Source organism: Acidovorax delafieldii 2AN (assembly GCF_000175235.1).
GTDB lineage: Bacteria > Pseudomonadota > Gammaproteobacteria > Burkholderiales > Burkholderiaceae_C > Acidovorax > Acidovorax delafieldii_B.
Map to the genome: position 1 here is coordinate 1 of NZ_ACQT01000067.1, position 16,770 is coordinate 16,770.

General features: G+C 66.5%; 14 protein-coding genes and 1 pseudogene. 5 read left to right on the forward strand and 10 right to left on the reverse strand.

The genetic code is table 11. From position 1 onward, the window contains the following. Window positions 1–232: 232 nt before the first annotated feature. Complete coding sequence (locus ACDELDRAFT_RS10670) at window positions 233–1,432, forward strand: MFS transporter (protein WP_442852535.1); 1,200 nt, start codon at window positions 233–235, stop codon at window positions 1,430–1,432. Between the two features lie 100 nt (window positions 1,433–1,532). Here ACDELDRAFT_RS10670 and ACDELDRAFT_RS10675 read toward each other — a convergent pair whose 3' ends face one another. The 6 genes and pseudogenes from ACDELDRAFT_RS10675 to ACDELDRAFT_RS10705 form a co-directional block, all read right to left on the reverse strand. Then, the gene (locus ACDELDRAFT_RS10675; RefSeq protein ID WP_005796461.1) at window positions 1,533–1,865 is read right to left on the reverse strand and encodes a thioredoxin family protein; all 333 of its coding nucleotides are present in this window, start codon (window positions 1,863–1,865) and stop codon (window positions 1,533–1,535) included. A gap of 66 nt (window positions 1,866–1,931) precedes the next feature. Then, complete coding sequence (gene moeA / locus ACDELDRAFT_RS10680; RefSeq protein ID WP_005796463.1) at window positions 1,932–3,287, reverse strand: molybdopterin molybdotransferase MoeA; 1,356 nt, start codon at window positions 3,285–3,287, stop codon at window positions 1,932–1,934. Further along, window positions 3,284–3,820, reverse strand: a complete 537-nt coding sequence (locus ACDELDRAFT_RS10685) for a GNAT family N-acetyltransferase (protein ID WP_005796466.1) — start codon at window positions 3,818–3,820, stop codon at window positions 3,284–3,286. The genes moeA and ACDELDRAFT_RS10685 overlap by 4 nt, the downstream gene beginning before the upstream one ends. Further along, window positions 3,817–4,449 (reverse strand): molybdenum cofactor guanylyltransferase MobA, encoded by a 633-nt coding sequence (gene mobA / locus ACDELDRAFT_RS10690; RefSeq protein ID WP_005796468.1) that lies wholly within the window; start codon window positions 4,447–4,449, stop codon window positions 3,817–3,819. The genes ACDELDRAFT_RS10685 and mobA overlap by 4 nt, the downstream gene beginning before the upstream one ends. A 389-nt stretch (window positions 4,450–4,838) precedes the next feature. Further along, window positions 4,839–5,975, reverse strand: coding sequence for a GTP 3',8-cyclase MoaA (gene moaA, locus ACDELDRAFT_RS10700; RefSeq protein WP_005796472.1), 1,137 nt, complete (start codon window positions 5,973–5,975; stop codon window positions 4,839–4,841). A 215-nt stretch (window positions 5,976–6,190) separates the two neighbouring features. Further along, window positions 6,191–6,951, reverse strand: a pseudogene (locus tag ACDELDRAFT_RS10705) (SDR family oxidoreductase). A 188-nt stretch (window positions 6,952–7,139) separates the two neighbouring features. Between ACDELDRAFT_RS10705 and ACDELDRAFT_RS10710 the strand changes: the two are divergent. Beyond that, window positions 7,140–7,961 (forward strand): type IV pili methyl-accepting chemotaxis transducer N-terminal domain-containing protein, encoded by an 822-nt coding sequence (locus ACDELDRAFT_RS10710; protein ID WP_005796478.1) that lies wholly within the window; start codon window positions 7,140–7,142, stop codon window positions 7,959–7,961. A gap of 238 nt (window positions 7,962–8,199) precedes the next feature. After that, complete coding sequence (locus tag ACDELDRAFT_RS10715; protein WP_005796479.1) at window positions 8,200–9,018, forward strand: type IV pili methyl-accepting chemotaxis transducer N-terminal domain-containing protein; 819 nt, start codon at window positions 8,200–8,202, stop codon at window positions 9,016–9,018. A gap of 24 nt (window positions 9,019–9,042) precedes the next feature. On the opposite strand, the gene ACDELDRAFT_RS10720 is transcribed toward ACDELDRAFT_RS10715, so the two are convergent. From ACDELDRAFT_RS10720 to ACDELDRAFT_RS10735, 4 genes are all read right to left on the reverse strand, one after another. Next, window positions 9,043–9,627: a DUF2889 domain-containing protein gene (locus ACDELDRAFT_RS10720; RefSeq protein ID WP_005796481.1), complete on the reverse strand. Its 585-nt coding sequence runs from the start codon at window positions 9,625–9,627 to the stop codon at window positions 9,043–9,045. A 78-nt stretch (window positions 9,628–9,705) separates the two neighbouring features. Beyond that, window positions 9,706–11,139, reverse strand: a complete 1,434-nt coding sequence (locus tag ACDELDRAFT_RS10725; RefSeq protein ID WP_005796483.1) for an aldehyde dehydrogenase family protein — start codon at window positions 11,137–11,139, stop codon at window positions 9,706–9,708. A 352-nt stretch (window positions 11,140–11,491) separates the two neighbouring features. Beyond that, window positions 11,492–12,322 (reverse strand): metal-dependent hydrolase, encoded by an 831-nt coding sequence (locus tag ACDELDRAFT_RS10730; RefSeq protein ID WP_005796485.1) that lies wholly within the window; start codon window positions 12,320–12,322, stop codon window positions 11,492–11,494. A gap of 181 nt (window positions 12,323–12,503) precedes the next feature. After that, entirely contained in the window at window positions 12,504–14,585 is a 2,082-nt protein-coding gene (locus ACDELDRAFT_RS10735; protein WP_005796487.1) for a sodium-translocating pyrophosphatase, read from the reverse strand. A gap of 232 nt (window positions 14,586–14,817) precedes the next feature. On the opposite strand from ACDELDRAFT_RS10735, the gene ppa reads away from it, so the two are divergent. Both ppa and ACDELDRAFT_RS10745 read left to right on the forward strand, forming a co-directional pair. Continuing rightward, window positions 14,818–15,354 (forward strand): inorganic diphosphatase, encoded by a 537-nt coding sequence (ppa, locus tag ACDELDRAFT_RS10740; RefSeq protein ID WP_005796488.1) that lies wholly within the window; start codon window positions 14,818–14,820, stop codon window positions 15,352–15,354. A gap of 216 nt (window positions 15,355–15,570) precedes the next feature. Continuing rightward, window positions 15,571–16,770, forward strand: a 1,200-nt coding sequence (locus tag ACDELDRAFT_RS10745) for a methyl-accepting chemotaxis protein (RefSeq protein ID WP_005796490.1), incomplete at its 3' end; no start/stop codon positions are given.

Genomic DNA, 16,770 nt, shown 5'->3' on the forward strand with positions numbered 1-16,770 from the left:
GCACGGCAAAGGCACAGTGGCGCGCGGGGCTGCTGCCGGCGGTCCGGCGGGGTGACGCGCGGCTCCGTAAAATAGCGGTCCGGCAGGTTCTCGCCATGCCAGTGGCCGCTGTTCTGCAGCCGGCGCGGGGCCTCATGGCCTTGCACGCCGGTCGTGCGCCTGGACCGTATTCGTTTTTCCCCTTCTTGTTTCTTTTGCAGCGCGCCTTTCGCGGGCCGCCCGTGATTCCTTTATGCAACGACATTGGCCCGCATTTGCGTGGGTGTGCTTCGCCATGTGCGTGGGCGTGATGGGCACGGCCCTGGCCAGCCCGCTGTACCCGCTGTACCAGGCCCACTGGGGCCTGCAGCCCAGCCACATCACCGGCATCTACGTTGCCTACATGTTCGGTGCGCTGGCCAGCCTGCTTTTCCTTGGAAGGCTGAGTGACCGGTTCGGCTTTTTGCCGGTGTTGCGCCACGGCCTCATGCTGGTCACGGCCGGTGTACTGCTGTCGGCGTTGGCCTGGAACATGGCTTCGTTCGTGGTGAGCCGCGTGCTGATCGGCATTGCCTCGGGGATGATCACCACGTCGGCCTCGATCGGCCTCACGCAACTCAACCGCAGCAGCAACATGCTGCGTGCTTCGGCCATGACCAGCTTTGCCATGGCGCTCGGCTTCGGCCTGGGGCCGCTGGTGGGCGGCCTGATGGCGCAGTGGGTGCCGCGGCCGCTGGTCACGGCCTATGCGCCCAGCGTGGTTCTGGGCGCGCTGGCGATTTATGCCCTGTACCAGGTGCGGGTTGCGCCGCCGGCCCACGCTGCCACGCAACCGCCTTTTGCGCTGCGCGACTGGCTGCCCCGCATCACCCTGCCGCAACCCGCCTTGCGCAGGCCGTTTCTGATTGCGTGCCTGGGGGCGTTCAGCACCTTCGGCATCTTTGGCCTGTATGCCTCGCTGGCGCCGAGCTTCATGAAGCAGATGGTGCCCTGGCACGGGCCTGCCGTGAGCGGGCTGTCGATCGCGATGATTTTGTTTCTCTCGGCGGGCTTCCAGTGGCTGGCCCGCCCGGTGCACACCAAGACCTGCGCCGTGGTGGGGCTGGGCCTGCTGGCGGCCTGCAACCTGCTGCTGATCGCCACCACCTACACCAATCTGCCGCTGCTGTTCGTGCTGAGTGTGCTGACCACCGCCGCCGGCCATGGCCTCATGAACCTGGCGGGCGTGGCCATCGTGAACAAGGTGGCCACCCCCGGTTCCCGTTCGGGGCTGCTGTCCACCTACCTCGTGGTGGGTTACCTGGGCACCATCGTGCCCATTCTGGGCGTGGGCTGGCTGTCAGACCATCTGGGTTTGCGTCTGGCGATCGTGATCTTCTGTGTGGGGATGTCGTCGCTCACCGGCCTTCTGGCCTGGCTGGCCCAGCGCACGCCAGTCATCGAACAGGCCTGAGCCCCTGAACTGCATCGGTGCTGCGCTGGCGCGGATGGACGCCCTGCACGGCGCGGCGCCGCAGCCAACAAGGCTGCGCTGCCGTAGGGGTGGGGTGTGCTCAGCTTGCAGAAGTTGGCGGGGGCAGCATCTCGGCCACGGTGTGCGCGTCTTGCGGGCGCACCACGCGGGCGGCCTCGTGACCGTCACGCAGTACGACCAGCGTGGGCCAGAGCTTCACCCCAAAACTGCGGCCGAGCCGCTGGCCGGGCCCATCTTCCACTTTGACGTGGGCCACGTCGCCCCGGCCCCGCAGCGCCTGTTCAATGAAGGGCTGCGCGCGCTGGCAATGCCCGCACCACGGCGTGCCGAATTCGAGCAGGGTGGTGCCTGGCAGGTTGTCCACCTCGGGCCGGGTGGGGGCTTGTGCAAGGTGCTGGGCGGCGTAGGGCATGGCAAAAGGGCAAAGTGCTTTCGGGGGGAGGATGCCAGCATATGCCGGTGCTGCACCGGGGCCGTGTCAGATGACGCCGTCAAACACCATCACGTCCACCGCATCGCCGGGTGCCACGTTGCCCTGGCCGTGGTGCAGCACGATCAGGCCGTTGGCCTGCACCATGGAGCTGAGCACGCCCGAACCCTGGTTGCCTGTGGTGCGCACTTGCAGCGTGCCGTCGGGCGCCGTGGCCACGATGCCGCGCTGGTATTCGGTACGGCCGGGCTTCTTGCGGATGGCCTCGGTGCTCACCGCGCGCAGCAATGGCGGGGCGGGGCGGGTGCAGCCCATCATGCGCAGCAGGGCCGGGCGCACGAAGGCGAGGAAGGTCACCATGACCGCCACGGGATTGCCGGGCAGGCCAAAAAGAAGGGCGCCACCTGCTGCTGGCTTGGTATCATTTTGATAGCTGTTAGCGCTTGATGCATCAGCGCCAGAAGCTTCTTTTGCCTGAAAACCTGTGCCGGCGATGCGTCCCACGGCCATGGGTCGGCCGGGGCGCATGGCAATGCGCCAGAAGGCCACATCGCCCAGCTGTTTCATCATGGTGCGCGTGTGGTCGGCCTCGCCCACGCTCACGCCGCCGCTAGTGATGATGGCGTCGGCGCGCTGCGCGGCAGCACGGAAGGCGGCTTCCAGCGCTGCGGGGGTGTCGCGCACCACGCCAAGGTCCACCACCTCCACGCCCAGCCGCGTGAGCAGGCCGAACACGGTGTAGCGGTTGCTGTCGTACACCGCGCCCTCGCGGGGCGGCTCGCCCAGGCTCAGGATCTCGTCGCCGGTGGAGAAGTACGCCACGCGCAGGCGGCGGTGCGCGGTGATGGTTTTTAGGCCCAAACTGGCTACCAGTCCAAGCGCTGCGGGCGTCAGTAGCTCTCCTTTTGAGAGCGCCACGCGGCCTTGCATGAGGTCTTCGCCCTGGAGTCTGCGGTTGTCGCCGGGGCGCACCACGTTGGCCGCCAGGGTGACGCGGCCGTCGGCGTCGGTGGTGGTGAATTCCTGCGGCACCACGGTGTCCAGGCCTTGCGGCATGACGGCGCCCGTCATGATCTTGAGGCATTCGCCGGCACCCACCGCGCCCACCCAGGCCTTGCCTGCCAGCGCCGTGCCCACCACCCGCAGCGTCAGCGGCTGGCCCGCCACCAGTTGGTCGCCCGCGAAGGCGTAGCCGTCCATGGCCGAGTTGTCGTGCGGCGGCACGCTCAGGGGCGAAACCACGTCGCGGGCCAGTACGCGGCCCAGGGCATCGAAGATGCCGACCTCTTCGGTGGCCTCCACCGGCTGCACCAGCCGTTCAAGAAAGGCCGAAACCTGGTCGGCGCTGAGCGCCTGTGGATCGTAGCCCTGCAGTTCGGCGGCAATCTGTGCAATGGTCTTCATGGGGAAATCAGCGGAGAAAGGGGGAGGAGGCGCACCATGTGCAGCTTGTCGTAGCCCACACCCTGGACCACGATGGCGCGGGGCAGAACCCCCCAGGCGCGAAAGCCGGCGCGCTCATACAGGCGCACCACATGGCGGTTGGAGGCGGTGACCGTGAGGACCAGTTGTTCCAGCCCTGGCACCTGCGCCGCCTGCCGGATGCAGGCATCGAGCAGCCGTTGCCCGATGCCTCTGCGCTGCGCGGTGGGCGCGACCATCATGCTCACCAGCCGGGCGCTGTGCCGCTGCTGAGGCAGCAATTCGCGTTCGCAGCCCAGGCAGCCCAGCAACTGGCCGGCGACATCGAAGGCGCCCAGAAAGAAATGGCCCGATTCCGGTGGCCCAAACCGCGCGGCATAGGCGCTGGCTGGGCGTGCCACCGAGGAGGCGTAGTCGGACGTGAAGGCTTCGGGGGCGCAGCGCAGGGCTTCGTCGCGCACGCGCTTGTACTGGTGCACGTCTGCGGCCGTGAGGGGGCGTATGGACACGGTCATGGCGTGCCAGAGCCCTCCAGGCTGTGCAGCTCGGCCAGGGTGTTGGCATTGAAGAAGGCCAGGGGGTCGTCGCCGGGCTGGTCGAAGGGCACCACCACGTGCTGGTGCTGGGCGGTCCAGGCGTCGATCTTGCGACCACCCGCCTGCGTGAATGCGACCAGGCTTTCGAGCAGGTCCACGCGCAGCAGGCAGAACACGGGCTGGGTGCGAACGGCGGTGCCGCCCGCGCCATCGTCCTCGGGCGCCGCGGCCATGGCGATGTCGGCACCGGCCTGATCGGCTGCGGCGGCCAGCCGCGCGGCCAGGTCCAGCGGAAACAGCGGGGTGTCGCAAGGCACAGTGAGCATCCACGGGGTTTCGCAGCGCTCCAGCCCCGTCAGGAAGCCTGCCAGCGGACCGGCGTAGTCGGCGATGACGTCGGGCCACACGGGTGCGCCGAAGGCCTCGTAGGCGGCCAGGTTGCGGTTGGCGTTGACCATCACGTGGCCCACCTGCATCTGCAGGCGCATGAGGGTGTGCAGTGCCAGGGGCAGGCCGCGAAAATTCTGCAGGCCTTTGTCCACCCCGCCCATGCGGGAGCCACGGCCGCCGGCCAGGACGAGGCCGGTGATGTCTTGGGTGTCAATCATGAGGTTTCCGTTTTCTGGGGGCTGGACCATCACCGCCGATGTGGCGCTGCTTGCCGGCACGTGGCCCCATTCACCATGTGTTGATGGTCCACTGAACGGTCTGTACAGCCAGCGCTGCCAGCAGCATGAGGACCGCGATCACGGGCACTCCCATCAGCACCCGGAGAAAGCGGGATTGCCTTGCAAGGAACCCGGAGCGTAGCAATGTCTCGCCGATCCATTCCAGGCCCATCCAAACCGGTAGGCCCAGCCCGATCAACGCTGCCCAACCGGCAAGGGATCGGGGAATGGCGGGATGGTAAAGATACAAAAGTGCACTGACCACAACGACGAATGCCCCCCCTGTTGAGAGGGCAGAGGCAGCACTGCGACAGCGCATCGCGGGTTGGCTATCCACCGATGTAACTCATCTCCACCCGGCGTGCGCCGCGTGATGCGTCGGCGGGCAGGCTGCTGCGCATTTCAGAGTAGCGGTCGGTGCGGCCCTGCCAGATGGGGGCGATGGCCGACGCGATGGCATCGTCGGTGGCGCCCGTGCGCAGCAGGCTGCGCAGGTCGTAGCCCTGGTTGGCAAACAGGCACAGGTAGAGCCGGCCCTCGGTCGACAGGCGCGCGCGGTTGCAGTCGCCGCAAAAAGCGTGTGTCACGCTGCTGATCAGGCCCACTTCGCCCAGTGCTGGGTCGTGGCGGCCCGAGGCATCGGCATACCCCCAGCGCGCTGCGGTCTCGCCGGGGCTTGCGGCCGCAAGCGGCACCAGCGGCAGCTCGGCGCGCAGCCGCGCCAGCAGCTCAGCCGAGGGCAGCACCTCGTCCATGCGCCAGCCATTGGTGGCGCCCACGTCCATGTATTCGATGAAGCGCAGCGTGATGCCGGTGCCGCGAAAATGGCGCGCCATCGGCAGGATCTCGTGGTCGTTGGTGCCGCGTTTGACCACCATGTTGACCTTGATGTTCGACAGGCCTGCGGCGCGCGCCGCATCGATGCCGGCCAGCACGTCTTCCACCGGAAAGTCCACGTCGTTCATGCGGCGGAACACGGCGTCGTCGAGGCCGTCGAGACTCACCGTGACGCGGCTGAGGCCTGCCTCCCTCAACGCCCGGGCCTTGCGGGCCAGCAGCGAGCCGTTGGTGGTGAGGGTGAGGTCGGGTGGGGTTCCATCTATCGTACGCAACTGGGCCAACTGGGCCACCAGTTCTTCCACGTTCTTGCGCAGCAGCGGCTCGCCCCCCGTCAGGCGGATCTTGCGCACGCCGTGTGCCATGAACAATCGTGCCAGCCGGGTGATTTCTTCAAAGCTCAGCAGCGCGTTGTGCGGCAGGTAGGCGTAATCTTTGTCGAACACTTCCTTGGGCATGCAGTAGTTGCAGCGGAAGTTGCAGCGGTCGGTCACGCTGATGCGCAGGTCGCGCAGCGGGCGGCCGCGCGTATCGGTCAGCAGGCCCGTGGGCGCGGCGGCGTGCGCCGGCACCTTGGCCGCCAGAGCGGCGATGCGTTGGTCCACCAGAGGAATCACACGTTCAGCCATGGCGTGATTCTGCCGTATCGGCCCGCCGCCGCGCCCTTGTCCCTACCGATGAAGTTGATGGGAGTCAACAGGCGGCTCGGGCCGTCCGCTGGCACCGCAGGCACGCCAGCCCGGCCGCAAAGGCTGGCCCTGCTGCGTAGCGGTGGCGTTGTGCAGGCCGGGTGGCCAGCAGCCCGGGGAGTGCGCCCGATGCGTGCCGGCGCGGCGTGCGCGGGTCAGACGCAGCGCGCTCCGTCCACCTCGATGCACACCCCGCTCACGAAGGCGGCCTCGTCGCTGGCCAGGTACAGCGCGGCGTTGGCCACGTCGAGCGCGGTGGAGAAGCGGCCCAGTGGAATGGTGGCCAGAAACTTTGCACGGCGGGCGTCGTCCACCGGACCTCCTGCAAATTCAGCGGCCAGTCCGGTGTCGGGGTTGAACACGGGGTTGATGCAGTTCACCCGGATGTTGTCGGGCCCCAGCTCGGCGGCCATCGACTTGCTGGTGGTGATGACAGCGCCCTTGGAGCCGTTGTACCAGGTCAGCCCGGGGCGCGGCCGCAGCCCTGCCGTGGAGGCGATGTTGATGAAACTGCCACCCCCGCCTTGCGCAGGGCGGGCACGGCGTGGATGGCCGAGAGGTAGATGCTCTTGACGTTGATGGCATAGACCTTGTCGAAGTCTTCCTCGCTCACCTCCAGCATGGGGCGGTTGCGGTGCGTCCAGCCCGCGTTGTTGACCACCACGTCGAGCCGGCCGAAGCGCTGCACGGCTTCCTGCACCATGGCCTCGACATCTTTGGATTTCGTGACGTCCGCCTGAAAAAAGACGGCTTCGCCCCCCGCCGCCCTGATGTCGGTCGCCACGCGCTGGCCGGCCTGTGCGTTGATGTCGTTCACCAGCACCCGGCCGCCCTCGGCCGCGAGCCGCCGGGCAATGCCTTCTCCGATGCCGCTGCCGGCGCCGGTGACGATGATGGATTTGTTCTGCACGCGCATGTGTTGTCTCCTGAATGGTGTGGTTGCGGTAACGGGTGCATTGTGGCGCCGCAGGCAGGGTGGTTCTTTTGGCCTCCCCACGGGGCACGACCTGCTGTGGTGGGTTAGGGCATTTCTTGATCTTTCTCATGACTCGGGGCAAGACGAGGTATCAAAATAAGCATTAAAAATTCCACTTTGGCCTATCCATGAAAACCCTTGTCTGCCGCTCGACCCGCCATGCCAGCCGCCGCACCCTGATCCAGGGCATGGCGGTGGCGTTGCTCATGCCCACGCTGTCCACGGCGCAGGCGCAACTGGCCCTTTCCACGGCCATCAACCGTGCTGCGCGGTTCAGGGCGTTGTCGCAGCGTATTGCCAAGGTGTATTGCCAGATCCATCTGAACGTGCTGCCCGATCAGGCCCGCGGTGTGCTGACCACGGCGCGGCAGTTGGTGCGCTCGGGCTTCGAGGACCTGGCCAAGATGCAGTGGCCGGCCGAGCTGTCGCGCATGGTGGCCGACATCCAGAAGCAGTCCGACGTGCTGGAAACCCTGCTGGTCATGCCCCCCACGCGCGAATCGGTGGGCGCCGTGGCCGCCCAGTCCGACAAGATGATGGCCGCGTCCCAGGCCGCCACCGAGGCTTTCGAGAAATATGCCAAGCTGGGGTCGGCCAAGCTCGTGAACACCGCTGGCCGCCAGCGCGCACTGTCGCAGCGTCTGGCCAAGAATTATTTTCTGGTGGCAGCCAAACTCGAAGCCAAGGGCACGCAGGAGCAGATGAAGGCCGACGCCGCCGAACTGCGCCAGGCCATGACTTCGCTGGCGGCCGCGCCGGTGTCCACGCCCGCGATTCGCAACGAACTGGCATTGGGTGATTCGCAGTGGCTGTTCTTCGATGGTGCCCTGCAGCACCGCCCCGACGATCGCAACCTGGAAACCGTGGCCACCACCAGCGAGCGCATGCTGGAAGTGATGGACCGGCTCACCGGCCTGTACGACGCAGCGCTCAAGGAAGTACTGGGCTGATCGGATTGCGCGGCGGGGCCCGCCGCTTTCGTTGCGCGCCCCACACGCTGGGGTGACGGGCGCATGGGTTCGTCAAAAGGGTGGTTTCGCAGGCGGGCACGCAAGGGGTCGCCGTGGCCCTTCGGTACAAGGATCCCAGAAACCATCCTCGCAGCAGGGGTGCCGGTTGATTTGCATCAGACTGCGCGGTGGGGCGCCCTTTGAGAATCCAGGTCACAAAAACAAACCTGAGCCCCACATGCATCTTCATTCATTTTCCGGGAGCGTTTCTGCCAACCGCCGACTGGTGCTCAAGGGCGCTGCTGCATGCACGCTGCTGGCACAAGGCGCAGCACCCGCGCTGGCGCAGGCGCAACCGGCCGTGACCACGGCGATCAACCGGATGGGGCGCTTTCGTGCCTTGTCGCAGCGCATCGCCAAGGCGTACTGCCAGTTGCAGTTGGGCGTGGAAACCAAGGTGGCAGAGCAGGTGCTGGACACTGCGCGCAAGCTGGTGCGCACGGGGTTCGATGATCTGACCAAGAGCCCGCTGGCAGGCGAGATGGTTGCACCGCTCGGTGAGGTGCGCAAGCTCTACGAGGATCTGGAGGCCAAGCTGGTGTTGCCCCCGACCCGCGATTCCGTGTCTGCGGTCGTTGTGCAGGCCGACAAGTTGCTGGCAGCGGCCAACACCGCCACCGTGGCGCTGGAAAAGCAGGCCCGCGTCTCCACCGGCAATCTGGTCAACACGGCGGGCAGCCAGCGCTACCTGTCGCAGCGGCTGGCCAAGAATTACTTCCTGTTGGCCGCCGGATTGGGGGACAAGGCGGTGCGCGAGCAGATGGCAGCCGACAAGGCCGAGTTCACGAAAAACCTGAGCACGCTGTCCAGCGCCTCGGTGAACACGGCTGCCATTCGTTATGACCTGCAGATGGGGGAGCAGCAATGGGTCTTCTTCAATGCTTCGCTAGAGCGCGAGCCCGATGCCCGGGGCCTGCGCTCGGTGGCCACAAGCAGTGAAAACCTGCTTGAAGTCATGAACAACCTGACCGTGCAGTACGAAACGGTTTCCAAATAGGCCCCGGTACCGCTCAATCGCTGTTTAGCTCTTGGCCGTGGCACTTGAGGGGGCAGCAGCAGCTTCCCCCGGGTGGCCGCGGTAGAACTTCGGGTAGTACAGCTTCACGCCGTTGCCGTGGAAATCCCAGCCTGTGCATTGGCCCAGGTGGCGCGGCGGCGCTTCTGCGTCAGCGGGGGTAAAGGCGGCAGGGAGGGTCTGGAAGGCGGCCGTGGCCAGGTTGAACAGCAGTTCGCGCAGGTGCGTGCAACTGGCCACGCCCCCCATGTGGTGCTGGATGGACTGGCGCCAGCCCCGTGCCATGGAGCAGCCCACCATCTGTTGCAGTGCGGCGCGGGCCTGCGGGCAGTCGTGCAGCGGCACGGTGTCCATGGCGGCCTCGACGGTGCGCACGACCATGTCGCGGCCCACGGTCACGCGCAGCCACATGTGGTGGATGGGCGCACCGGCCGGGCGCATGCCAACGTCGCGCAGCGAGGGGGCGTCGAAAGCCTTGCTGTCGTGCAGCTCGGCTTCGATGTCCCACAGTCCGTCATCGCGTTCGTAGCCCTGGTAGGTCACGCGGCGGGTGTGGCTGGGCTTGCGAGGGGCGGGGGTGCTCAGGGGCATGGAAATTCTCTGTGAAGGGGACATGGGCCCGCGACTGCGGGGCCAGCGGTCCGGCGGGCGCGCGGCGCACCGGCGGCGTCAGCCGTGGTGCACGGCCACGGTCTTGAGTGTGGTGAAGCCGTAAAGGGCTTCAAAGCCCTTTTCGCGGCCATAGCCGCTGGACTTGACGCCGCCGAACGGCAGTTCCACGCCGCCGGCTGCGCCGTAGTTGTTGATGAACACCTGGCCGCTGTGCACGCGCCGGGCCATGCGGAACTGCCGTCCGCCGTCGCGCGTCCAGATGCCGGCCACCAGGCCGAAGCGCGTGGCGTTGGCCAGTTCAATGGCGTGGTCTTCGTCCTGGAAGGGCATGGCGCTGAGCACGGGGCCAAACACCTCTTCCTGTGCCAGCCGGTGCTGAACGGGCACGTCGCGCAACAGGGTGGGTGCCTGGTAGAAACCGGTCTCGGGCGCTTCGTCCACCACCACGCCTTGGGCCACCATGGGGATGCCAGCCACCTGCGCGTCCGACAAGAAGTCCCACACGCGCTGCTGTTGCGTCTGGCGGATGAGCGGGCCCACATCGAGGTCCATGGCGGCAGGGCCGACGCGCAGATTCTCAAAGGCCTTGCCCAGGCGCTCCAGCAGGGGTTCGTAGATCAGCGAATCGATCAGCACGCGCGAACCGGCCGAGCAGGTCTGTCCCGCGTTCTGCACGATGGCGTTGATGACGACGGGGATCGCGGCGTCGAGGTCGGCGTCGGCAAAGATGATCTGTGGGCTTTTGCCGCCCAGCTCCAGCGTCACCGGGCAATGGCGCTCGGCGGCCACCTGCTGGATCAGGGTGCCGATGGCGGGGCTGCCGGTGAAGCTGATGTGGTCAATGCCGGGGTGGCGCGCCAGCGCGTCGCCCACCTCGTGGCCGTAGCCGGTGACGATGTTGAGCGCGCCGGGCGGGAACCCCGCCTCGGCTGCGAGCTGGGCCACACGGATCAGCGACAGGCAAGCGTCTTCAGCTGGCTTGACCACGCACACATTACCCGCCGCCAGCGCACCGCCCACGCTGCGGCCAAAGATCTGCATGGGGTAGTTCCAGGGGATCACGTGGCCTGTCACGCCGTGCGGCTCGCGCCAGGTGAGCACGCTGAACCCGTTGGGGTAGGGGATGGTTTCGCCATGGAACTTGTCGCAAGCGCCCGCGTAGAACTCGAAGTAGCGCGCCAGCGCCATCGCGTCGGCCCGCGCCTGCCTGGTGGGTTTGCCGCAGTCACGCTGCTCAAGTGCCGTGAGTTCGTCGGCATGCTCAAGGATCTTGACCGAGAGCCGGTGGAGCAGGCGGCCGCGCTCGGCCGGAGCCATGCTCTGCCATACGGCGTGGTAGCACTGGCGTGCCGCATGCACGGCCGTGTCGATGTCTTCGGCCGTGCCACGCTGGATTTCGTCGAATGGCTGACCGTCCGACGGGTCGATCATCGGGATCGTGCGGCCGGAGGTGGAGCGAACGGGGGCGTTGGCGATGAAGTGCATGGGCATGGCTAAATTGTGCGGTAAAAGCCATGCGTGCTTACGAACGATGGCGACATCCGGCGCTAGCGCTTTTCCAGCAACAGTTTTTTGCTATTGTTTTGATATTCATGATTCAGGCGCACGGGTGGGGTTCGGCGTGGCCGGCAGCGGCCGGGGCATGCCGAGGGCCTGGGGTGCCGGTGGGGTCGGGACCTGCGGTGTTGCGAGGCGGTTCGATGGGCGACCGGCGCCTGAAGGGGCCGGCCGGGTGCTGCAACGGCGTGGTGGCACTGCACGCGTGGCGGTAGGGCGTTTTCGCGGACCGGGCGGACGCCTTTCGATCACCAGGGACGGGTGGTGGCGCGCGCTTCTAGGGCGGTCAGGAGCGATCAGGAGCGCTCAGCGGTGTGAATGCGTCATGGTGGCGCTCCAGCCACTGTGAGGCCAGGGGGCTTGTCAACTGGTCGGGGTGGAAGTCGTGCCGCAGGTATTGCAGCCAAGGGCGCCAACTCGTGCGCACCAGGCCGCCGCGGCCCAGTAGCACGTGGAACGCGCTGGCCCAGGTACGTGTCTGCCACAGGCTGCCATCGTCGTGCAGGTTGCGAAGCGTCTGGCGTGCCAGGTCGCTCACGAGCATCACCGTGGCGCGCCGGAACCAGACCATGCGCCAGTGGCGGTTGCCCTGCAGGGCCTGGTAGATGTCAAACGCGGTGGCCTTGTGCTCGGCTTCTTCGCTGGCGTGCCAAAGCCAGAGCGTCTGCAGCCGCGGCTCGGCCCCCTCCAGCAGGGCGGGATGGCCCAGCAGCCACTCGGCCAGCAGGGCGGTGAAGTGCTCGTTGGCGGCCGTCATCGCCAGCGCATGGCGTGGGTCGGCGCCCTCGAACATCTTCATGCGCTCCAGGACCCGCGGGGCCCACCGGTTGCGCAGGCCTTGGCGCTCCAGGTGCTCGTTGAAGAGCGTGTGGATGCGGCGGTGGGTGGCCTCCTGCCCCACGAAGACGCGCAACTGCGCCGCATGCTGCGCCTGCCGGTCGGCAGGCAACGCCTCGAATCCACCGCGAACGGCGTCGATGAAGAATTGTTCCCCGACCGGAAAACTCATCGACAGCGCGTTGAACAGCGCCGTGCGCAACGGATCGCCTCCGCACCAGTGGCGTGCGATGGGCGCCTGCAGGTCGACGTGCAGGCGGCGGACGGTGGATGCGGTCATGGGCGATCTCCTGCAATGCGGCGGCGGCCATGGCCGCGCTCGACGGTGGCCGCCACTTCCATGGTCCTCGCAAGCCTGGGGCGTGTCCACTGCAGAATGACCATGCGCGGCGGCGCAAAAAAGGCCCGCCGGAGCGGGCCTTTCTCTTTCTGTCAGCACGGGCGGCTGCCCGGCCGGTCATTCATCCGGCGTGGAAGCGGACCACCAGCGGCACGATCAGCAGCGCCACGATGTTGATGATCTTGATGAGCGGGTTGATGGCGGGGCCGGCCGTGTCCTTGTAGGGGTCGCCCACGGTGTCGCCCGTCACGGCGGCCTTGTGCGCCTCGCTGCCCTTGCCGCCGTGGTGGCCGTCTTCGATGTACTTCTTGGCGTTGTCCCAGGCGCCGCCACCCGTGCACATGCTGATGGCAACGAACAGGCCGGTGACGATGGTGCCCATCAGCAAACCGCCCAGCGCCTTCGGCCCCAGCGCCAAGCCCACCGCGATGGGAACCACCACCGGCAGCAGGCTGGGGATGACCATCTCCTTGATGGCGGCGGTGGTCAGCATGTCCACGGCCTTGCCGTACTCGGGCTTGCCGCTGCCGTCCATGATGCCCTTGATGGTGCTGAATTGGCGGCGCACCTCCACCACCACGGCGCCGGCGGCGCGGCCCACGGCTTCCATGGCCATGGCGCCGAACAGGTAGGGAATGAGGCCGCCGATGAACAGCCCGATGATGACCAGCGGATCGCTCAGATCAAAGCTGACGGCCCTGCCGTAGGTTTCGAGCTTGTGGGTGTAGTCGGCAAACAGCACCAGCGCGGCCAGGCCGGCCGAGCCAATGGCGTAGCCCTTGGTGACGGCCTTGGTGGTGTTGCCCACGGCGTCCAGGGGGTCGGTGATGTCGCGCACGCTGCTGGGCAACTCGGCCATTTCGGCAATGCCGCCCGCGTTGTCGGTGATGGGGCCGTAGGCATCCAGCGCCACCACGATACCCGCCATGCTCAGCATCGACATGGCTGCCACCGCAATGCCGTACAGGCCCGCGAGCTGGTAGGCCGCCAGGATGGCCAGGCACACGAAGATCACCGGCCACGCCGTGGAGCGCATCGACACGCCCAGGCCGGCAATGATGTTGGTGCCGTGGCCCGTGGTCGAGGCCTGCGCGATGTGCTGTACCGGCGAATACTGGGTGCCGGTGTAGAACTCGGTGATCCACACCAGCGCGGCGGTGAGTACCAACCCGGTGGCGCAGGCGCCGAACAGCTTCATCTGGCTGCCGGTGGCGGTGATCGCGTTGTCCGGCATGATCCACAGCGTGACGAAGTAGAAGGCGATCAGCGAAAGCACGCCCGCGATCGCCAGGCCCTTGTACAGCGCTGGCATCACGTTCTTCATGCCCGGCGAGGCCTTGACGAAGAAGCAGCCGATGATGGACGCGACGATGGACACGGCGCCCAGCGCCAGCGGGTACACCACGGCGTTCACCGGCGCAGAGGCCACCATCAGCGCGCCCAGTACCATGGTGGCGATCAGCGTGACCGCGTAGGTCTCGAACAGGTCGGCGGCCATGCCGGCGCAGTCGCCCACGTTGTCGCCCACGTTGTCGGCAATGACGGCGGGGTTGCGCGGGTCGTCTTCAGGAATGCCGGCCTCGACCTTGCCCACCAGGTCGGCGCCCACGTCGGCGCCCTTGGTGAAGATGCCGCCGCCCAGCCGCGCGAAGATCGAGATCAGCGACGAGCCGAAGGCAAAGCCGATCAATGGGTTGAGCAGCGTGGCCAGGTGGGCTGTGGGCTTGAGGTTGCCGTTGCCCGCCAGAAACCAGTAGAAGGCCGTGACGCCCAGCAGCCCCAGCCCCACCACCAGCATGCCGGTGATGGCACCACCGCGAAACGCCACGTCCAGCGCCGGGCCAATGCCCCTCGTAGCCGCCTGCGCCGTGCGCACGTTGGCGCGTACCGACACGTTCATACCGATGAAGCCGCAGGCGCCCGAGAGCACCGCGCCCACCACGAAACCCACGGCCGTGGTGCCATCCAGAAAGAGCCCGATCAGAATGGCCAGCACCACGCCGACGATGGCGATGGTCTTGTACTGGCGGGCCAGGTAGGCAGCGGCACCGGCCTGGATGGCGGCGGCGATTTCCTGCATGCGGGCGTTGCCCGGGTCCTTGGCCAGGATCCAGCCCCGCGCCCAGATGCCGTAGGCCACCGCAATCAGTCCGCAAACCAGAGCCAGTATCAGAGGGGAAGTCAGCGCTGTATTTCCAGCCATTCGTCACTCCTTGAAAAAATGCAGTTGCACGGAAGGAAACACAACGCATCGGTGTGCTCCCGCTGCGTTGCTTCCTCGTGCTCCAGCGTACAGGAGTCGATTGGCCAACAGGGCCAATTTACAGCCAAACGCCAGTTTGCAAGCGGGCAGAAAGGGGCGTGCGCCTAAAATCAGGGTTAATCCCGACGCGGCCGGCTGCGCGGATTGCCGTTCATCAACTTCTCAAACAGACATGTCTCTCAACAACGTCACCCCAGGCAAGAACGTTCCAGATACCTTCAATGTGGTCATCGAGATCCCGATGAACTCCGATCCCATCAAGTACGAGGTGGACAAGGAATCGGGCGCGATCTTCGTGGACCGTTTCATGACCACGGCCATGCACTATCCCACCAACTATGGCTATGTGCCGCAAACGCTGTCGGGCGACGGCGACCCGGTGGATGTGCTGGTGATCACGCCCTACCCCCTGCACCCTGGCGTGGTCGTGACCTGCCGCCCCCTGGGCATCCTGATGATGGAAGACGAGGCCGGTGTGGATGGCAAGGTGATTGCGGTGCCCACCTCCAAGATCCTGCCCATGTACGACCACTGGAAGAACATTGACGACGTGAACGCCATGCGCCGCAACGCCATCGCTCACTTCTTCGAGCACTACAAGGACCTCGAAAAGGGCAAGTGGGTCAAGGTTGTGGGCTGGGAAGGCATCGAGGCGGCCAAGAAGGAAGTGGCCGACGGTATCCAGAACTTCAAGAACGGCAAGGCCTGACCTGCCCGCCTGTAGTTTTGCGAGAAACTGGCGACAGCGCTTTTGCAGTCAGCACATTCCGCTATCAAAATAAAAGCATGGTGCCTTCCGGGCACCATGCTTTTTTTTCGCAGCCTGCCAGCGGCGCGGGGCACGCGCCCCTGCTAGACTGCATTTGGTTACATCCGGAGCCACCACGGTGATGGCTGGTGGATGTCCCCCCTGAAAGCACGACCCATGAAAATCTCCGATCTGCGCATTGGCATCAAACTGGGGCTGGGTTTCCTGGCCCTGGTGCTGTTCACCACCTTGCTGGGAGCCATTGCGCTCGTGCAGATGGGGCGCATTTATCACAACGCCAACGAGATAGCCACCAACCTGCTGCCCAGTGTGTCGCATGTGGGCGAGTTGCGGGTGCAGCTCAACCGCATGCGGCGGGCCGAGGCCGGGATGGTCTCCGCGCGCAGCGCCACCGAGGTGGCTGGCTTTGCAGAGCAGGTCGGCCAGCGCCACAAGGACCTGACGCGGATCGAGGCGGTCTACGAGCCCCTGCTCAGCAGCGACGAAGAGCGCAAGACCTACCAGATCTACCGTGAGCGCAAGGCCGACTACGTGAAGCTGCAGAACCAGTTGGTCGAGACCGCCGGCAAAGTGGACTTCACCTCGGCTGAAACCCGCGACCTCACGGCCGATGCCCTCACCCAGCAATATGCCGGGCCTTCTGAAAAGGCTTTAGTGGCAGCCGCAGAGACGCTGGGCCAGTTGCAGAAGATCAATGCCGATGCGGCCACCGACGCCAACACCGAAACACAGCAGGTTTTTTCGACGGCCCGCATGTGGGTGATCGGGGCATTGCTCGTGTCGGTGATTCTGGCAGCGGTGGTCGGGCTGGGCATCACGCGGGCGGTCACGCACCCCGTGCACCACGCCGTAACGGCGGCCAATGCCATCGCTGTCGGCGACCTGGCGGTGCAGGTGCCGCAGGGCGGCAAGGACGAGATGGGACAACTGCTGCATGCCCTGGGGGGCATGCGCGACAGCCTGTCGCGCGTGGTGGCGGGCGTGCGCAGCAACGCCGAAGGCGTGGCCTCGGCCAGCGCCCAGATTGCCTCGGGCAACAACGACCTCTCCGCGCGCACCGAGCAGCAGGCCAGTGCGCTCGAAGAAACCGCCGCCTCCATGGAAGAACTGGGCTCCACCGTGCGCCAGAACGCCGACAACGCCCGCCAGGCCAACCAGCTGGCCATGAGCGCCTCCACCGTGGCGGCCCAGGGCGGCGAAGTGGTGGCCGAGGTGGTGGACACCATGAAGGGCATCAACGACAGCAGCCGCCGCATTGCCGACATCATCGGCGTGATCGACGGCATTGCCTTCCAGACCAACATCCTGGCGCTGAACGCCGCCGTGGAGGCCGCGCGTGCCGGCGAGCAGGGCCGG

What these genes read in the sequence shown, in the direction of transcription:
- ACDELDRAFT_RS10675 (WP_005796461.1), bottom strand. Translation starts at nt 1,865, where the DNA reads ATGCCCTACGCCGCCCAGCACCTTGCACAAGCCCCCACCCGGCCCGAG.
- ACDELDRAFT_RS10715 (WP_005796479.1), top strand. Translation starts at nt 8,200, where the DNA reads ATGCATCTTCATTCATTTTCCGGGAGCGTTTCTGCCAACCGCCGACTG.
- moeA (WP_005796463.1), bottom strand. Translation starts at nt 3,287, where the DNA reads ATGAAGACCATTGCACAGATTGCCGCCGAACTGCAGGGCTACGATCCA.
- ppa (WP_005796488.1), top strand. Translation starts at nt 14,818, where the DNA reads ATGTCTCTCAACAACGTCACCCCAGGCAAGAACGTTCCAGATACCTTC.
- ACDELDRAFT_RS10720 (WP_005796481.1), bottom strand. Translation starts at nt 9,627, where the DNA reads ATGCCCCTGAGCACCCCCGCCCCTCGCAAGCCCAGCCACACCCGCCGC.
- mobA (WP_005796468.1), bottom strand. Translation starts at nt 4,449, where the DNA reads ATGATTGACACCCAAGACATCACCGGCCTCGTCCTGGCCGGCGGCCGT.
- ACDELDRAFT_RS10685 (WP_005796466.1), bottom strand. Translation starts at nt 3,820, where the DNA reads ATGACCGTGTCCATACGCCCCCTCACGGCCGCAGACGTGCACCAGTAC.
- ACDELDRAFT_RS10725 (WP_005796483.1), bottom strand. Translation starts at nt 11,139, where the DNA reads ATGCCCATGCACTTCATCGCCAACGCCCCCGTTCGCTCCACCTCCGGC.
- moaA (WP_005796472.1), bottom strand. Translation starts at nt 5,975, where the DNA reads ATGGCTGAACGTGTGATTCCTCTGGTGGACCAACGCATCGCCGCTCTG.
- ACDELDRAFT_RS10710 (WP_005796478.1), top strand. Translation starts at nt 7,140, where the DNA reads ATGAAAACCCTTGTCTGCCGCTCGACCCGCCATGCCAGCCGCCGCACC.
- ACDELDRAFT_RS10730 (WP_005796485.1), bottom strand. Translation starts at nt 12,322, where the DNA reads ATGACCGCATCCACCGTCCGCCGCCTGCACGTCGACCTGCAGGCGCCC.
- ACDELDRAFT_RS10670 (WP_442852535.1), top strand. Translation starts at nt 233, where the DNA reads ATGCAACGACATTGGCCCGCATTTGCGTGGGTGTGCTTCGCCATGTGC.
- ACDELDRAFT_RS10735 (WP_005796487.1), bottom strand. Translation starts at nt 14,585, where the DNA reads ATGGCTGGAAATACAGCGCTGACTTCCCCTCTGATACTGGCTCTGGTT.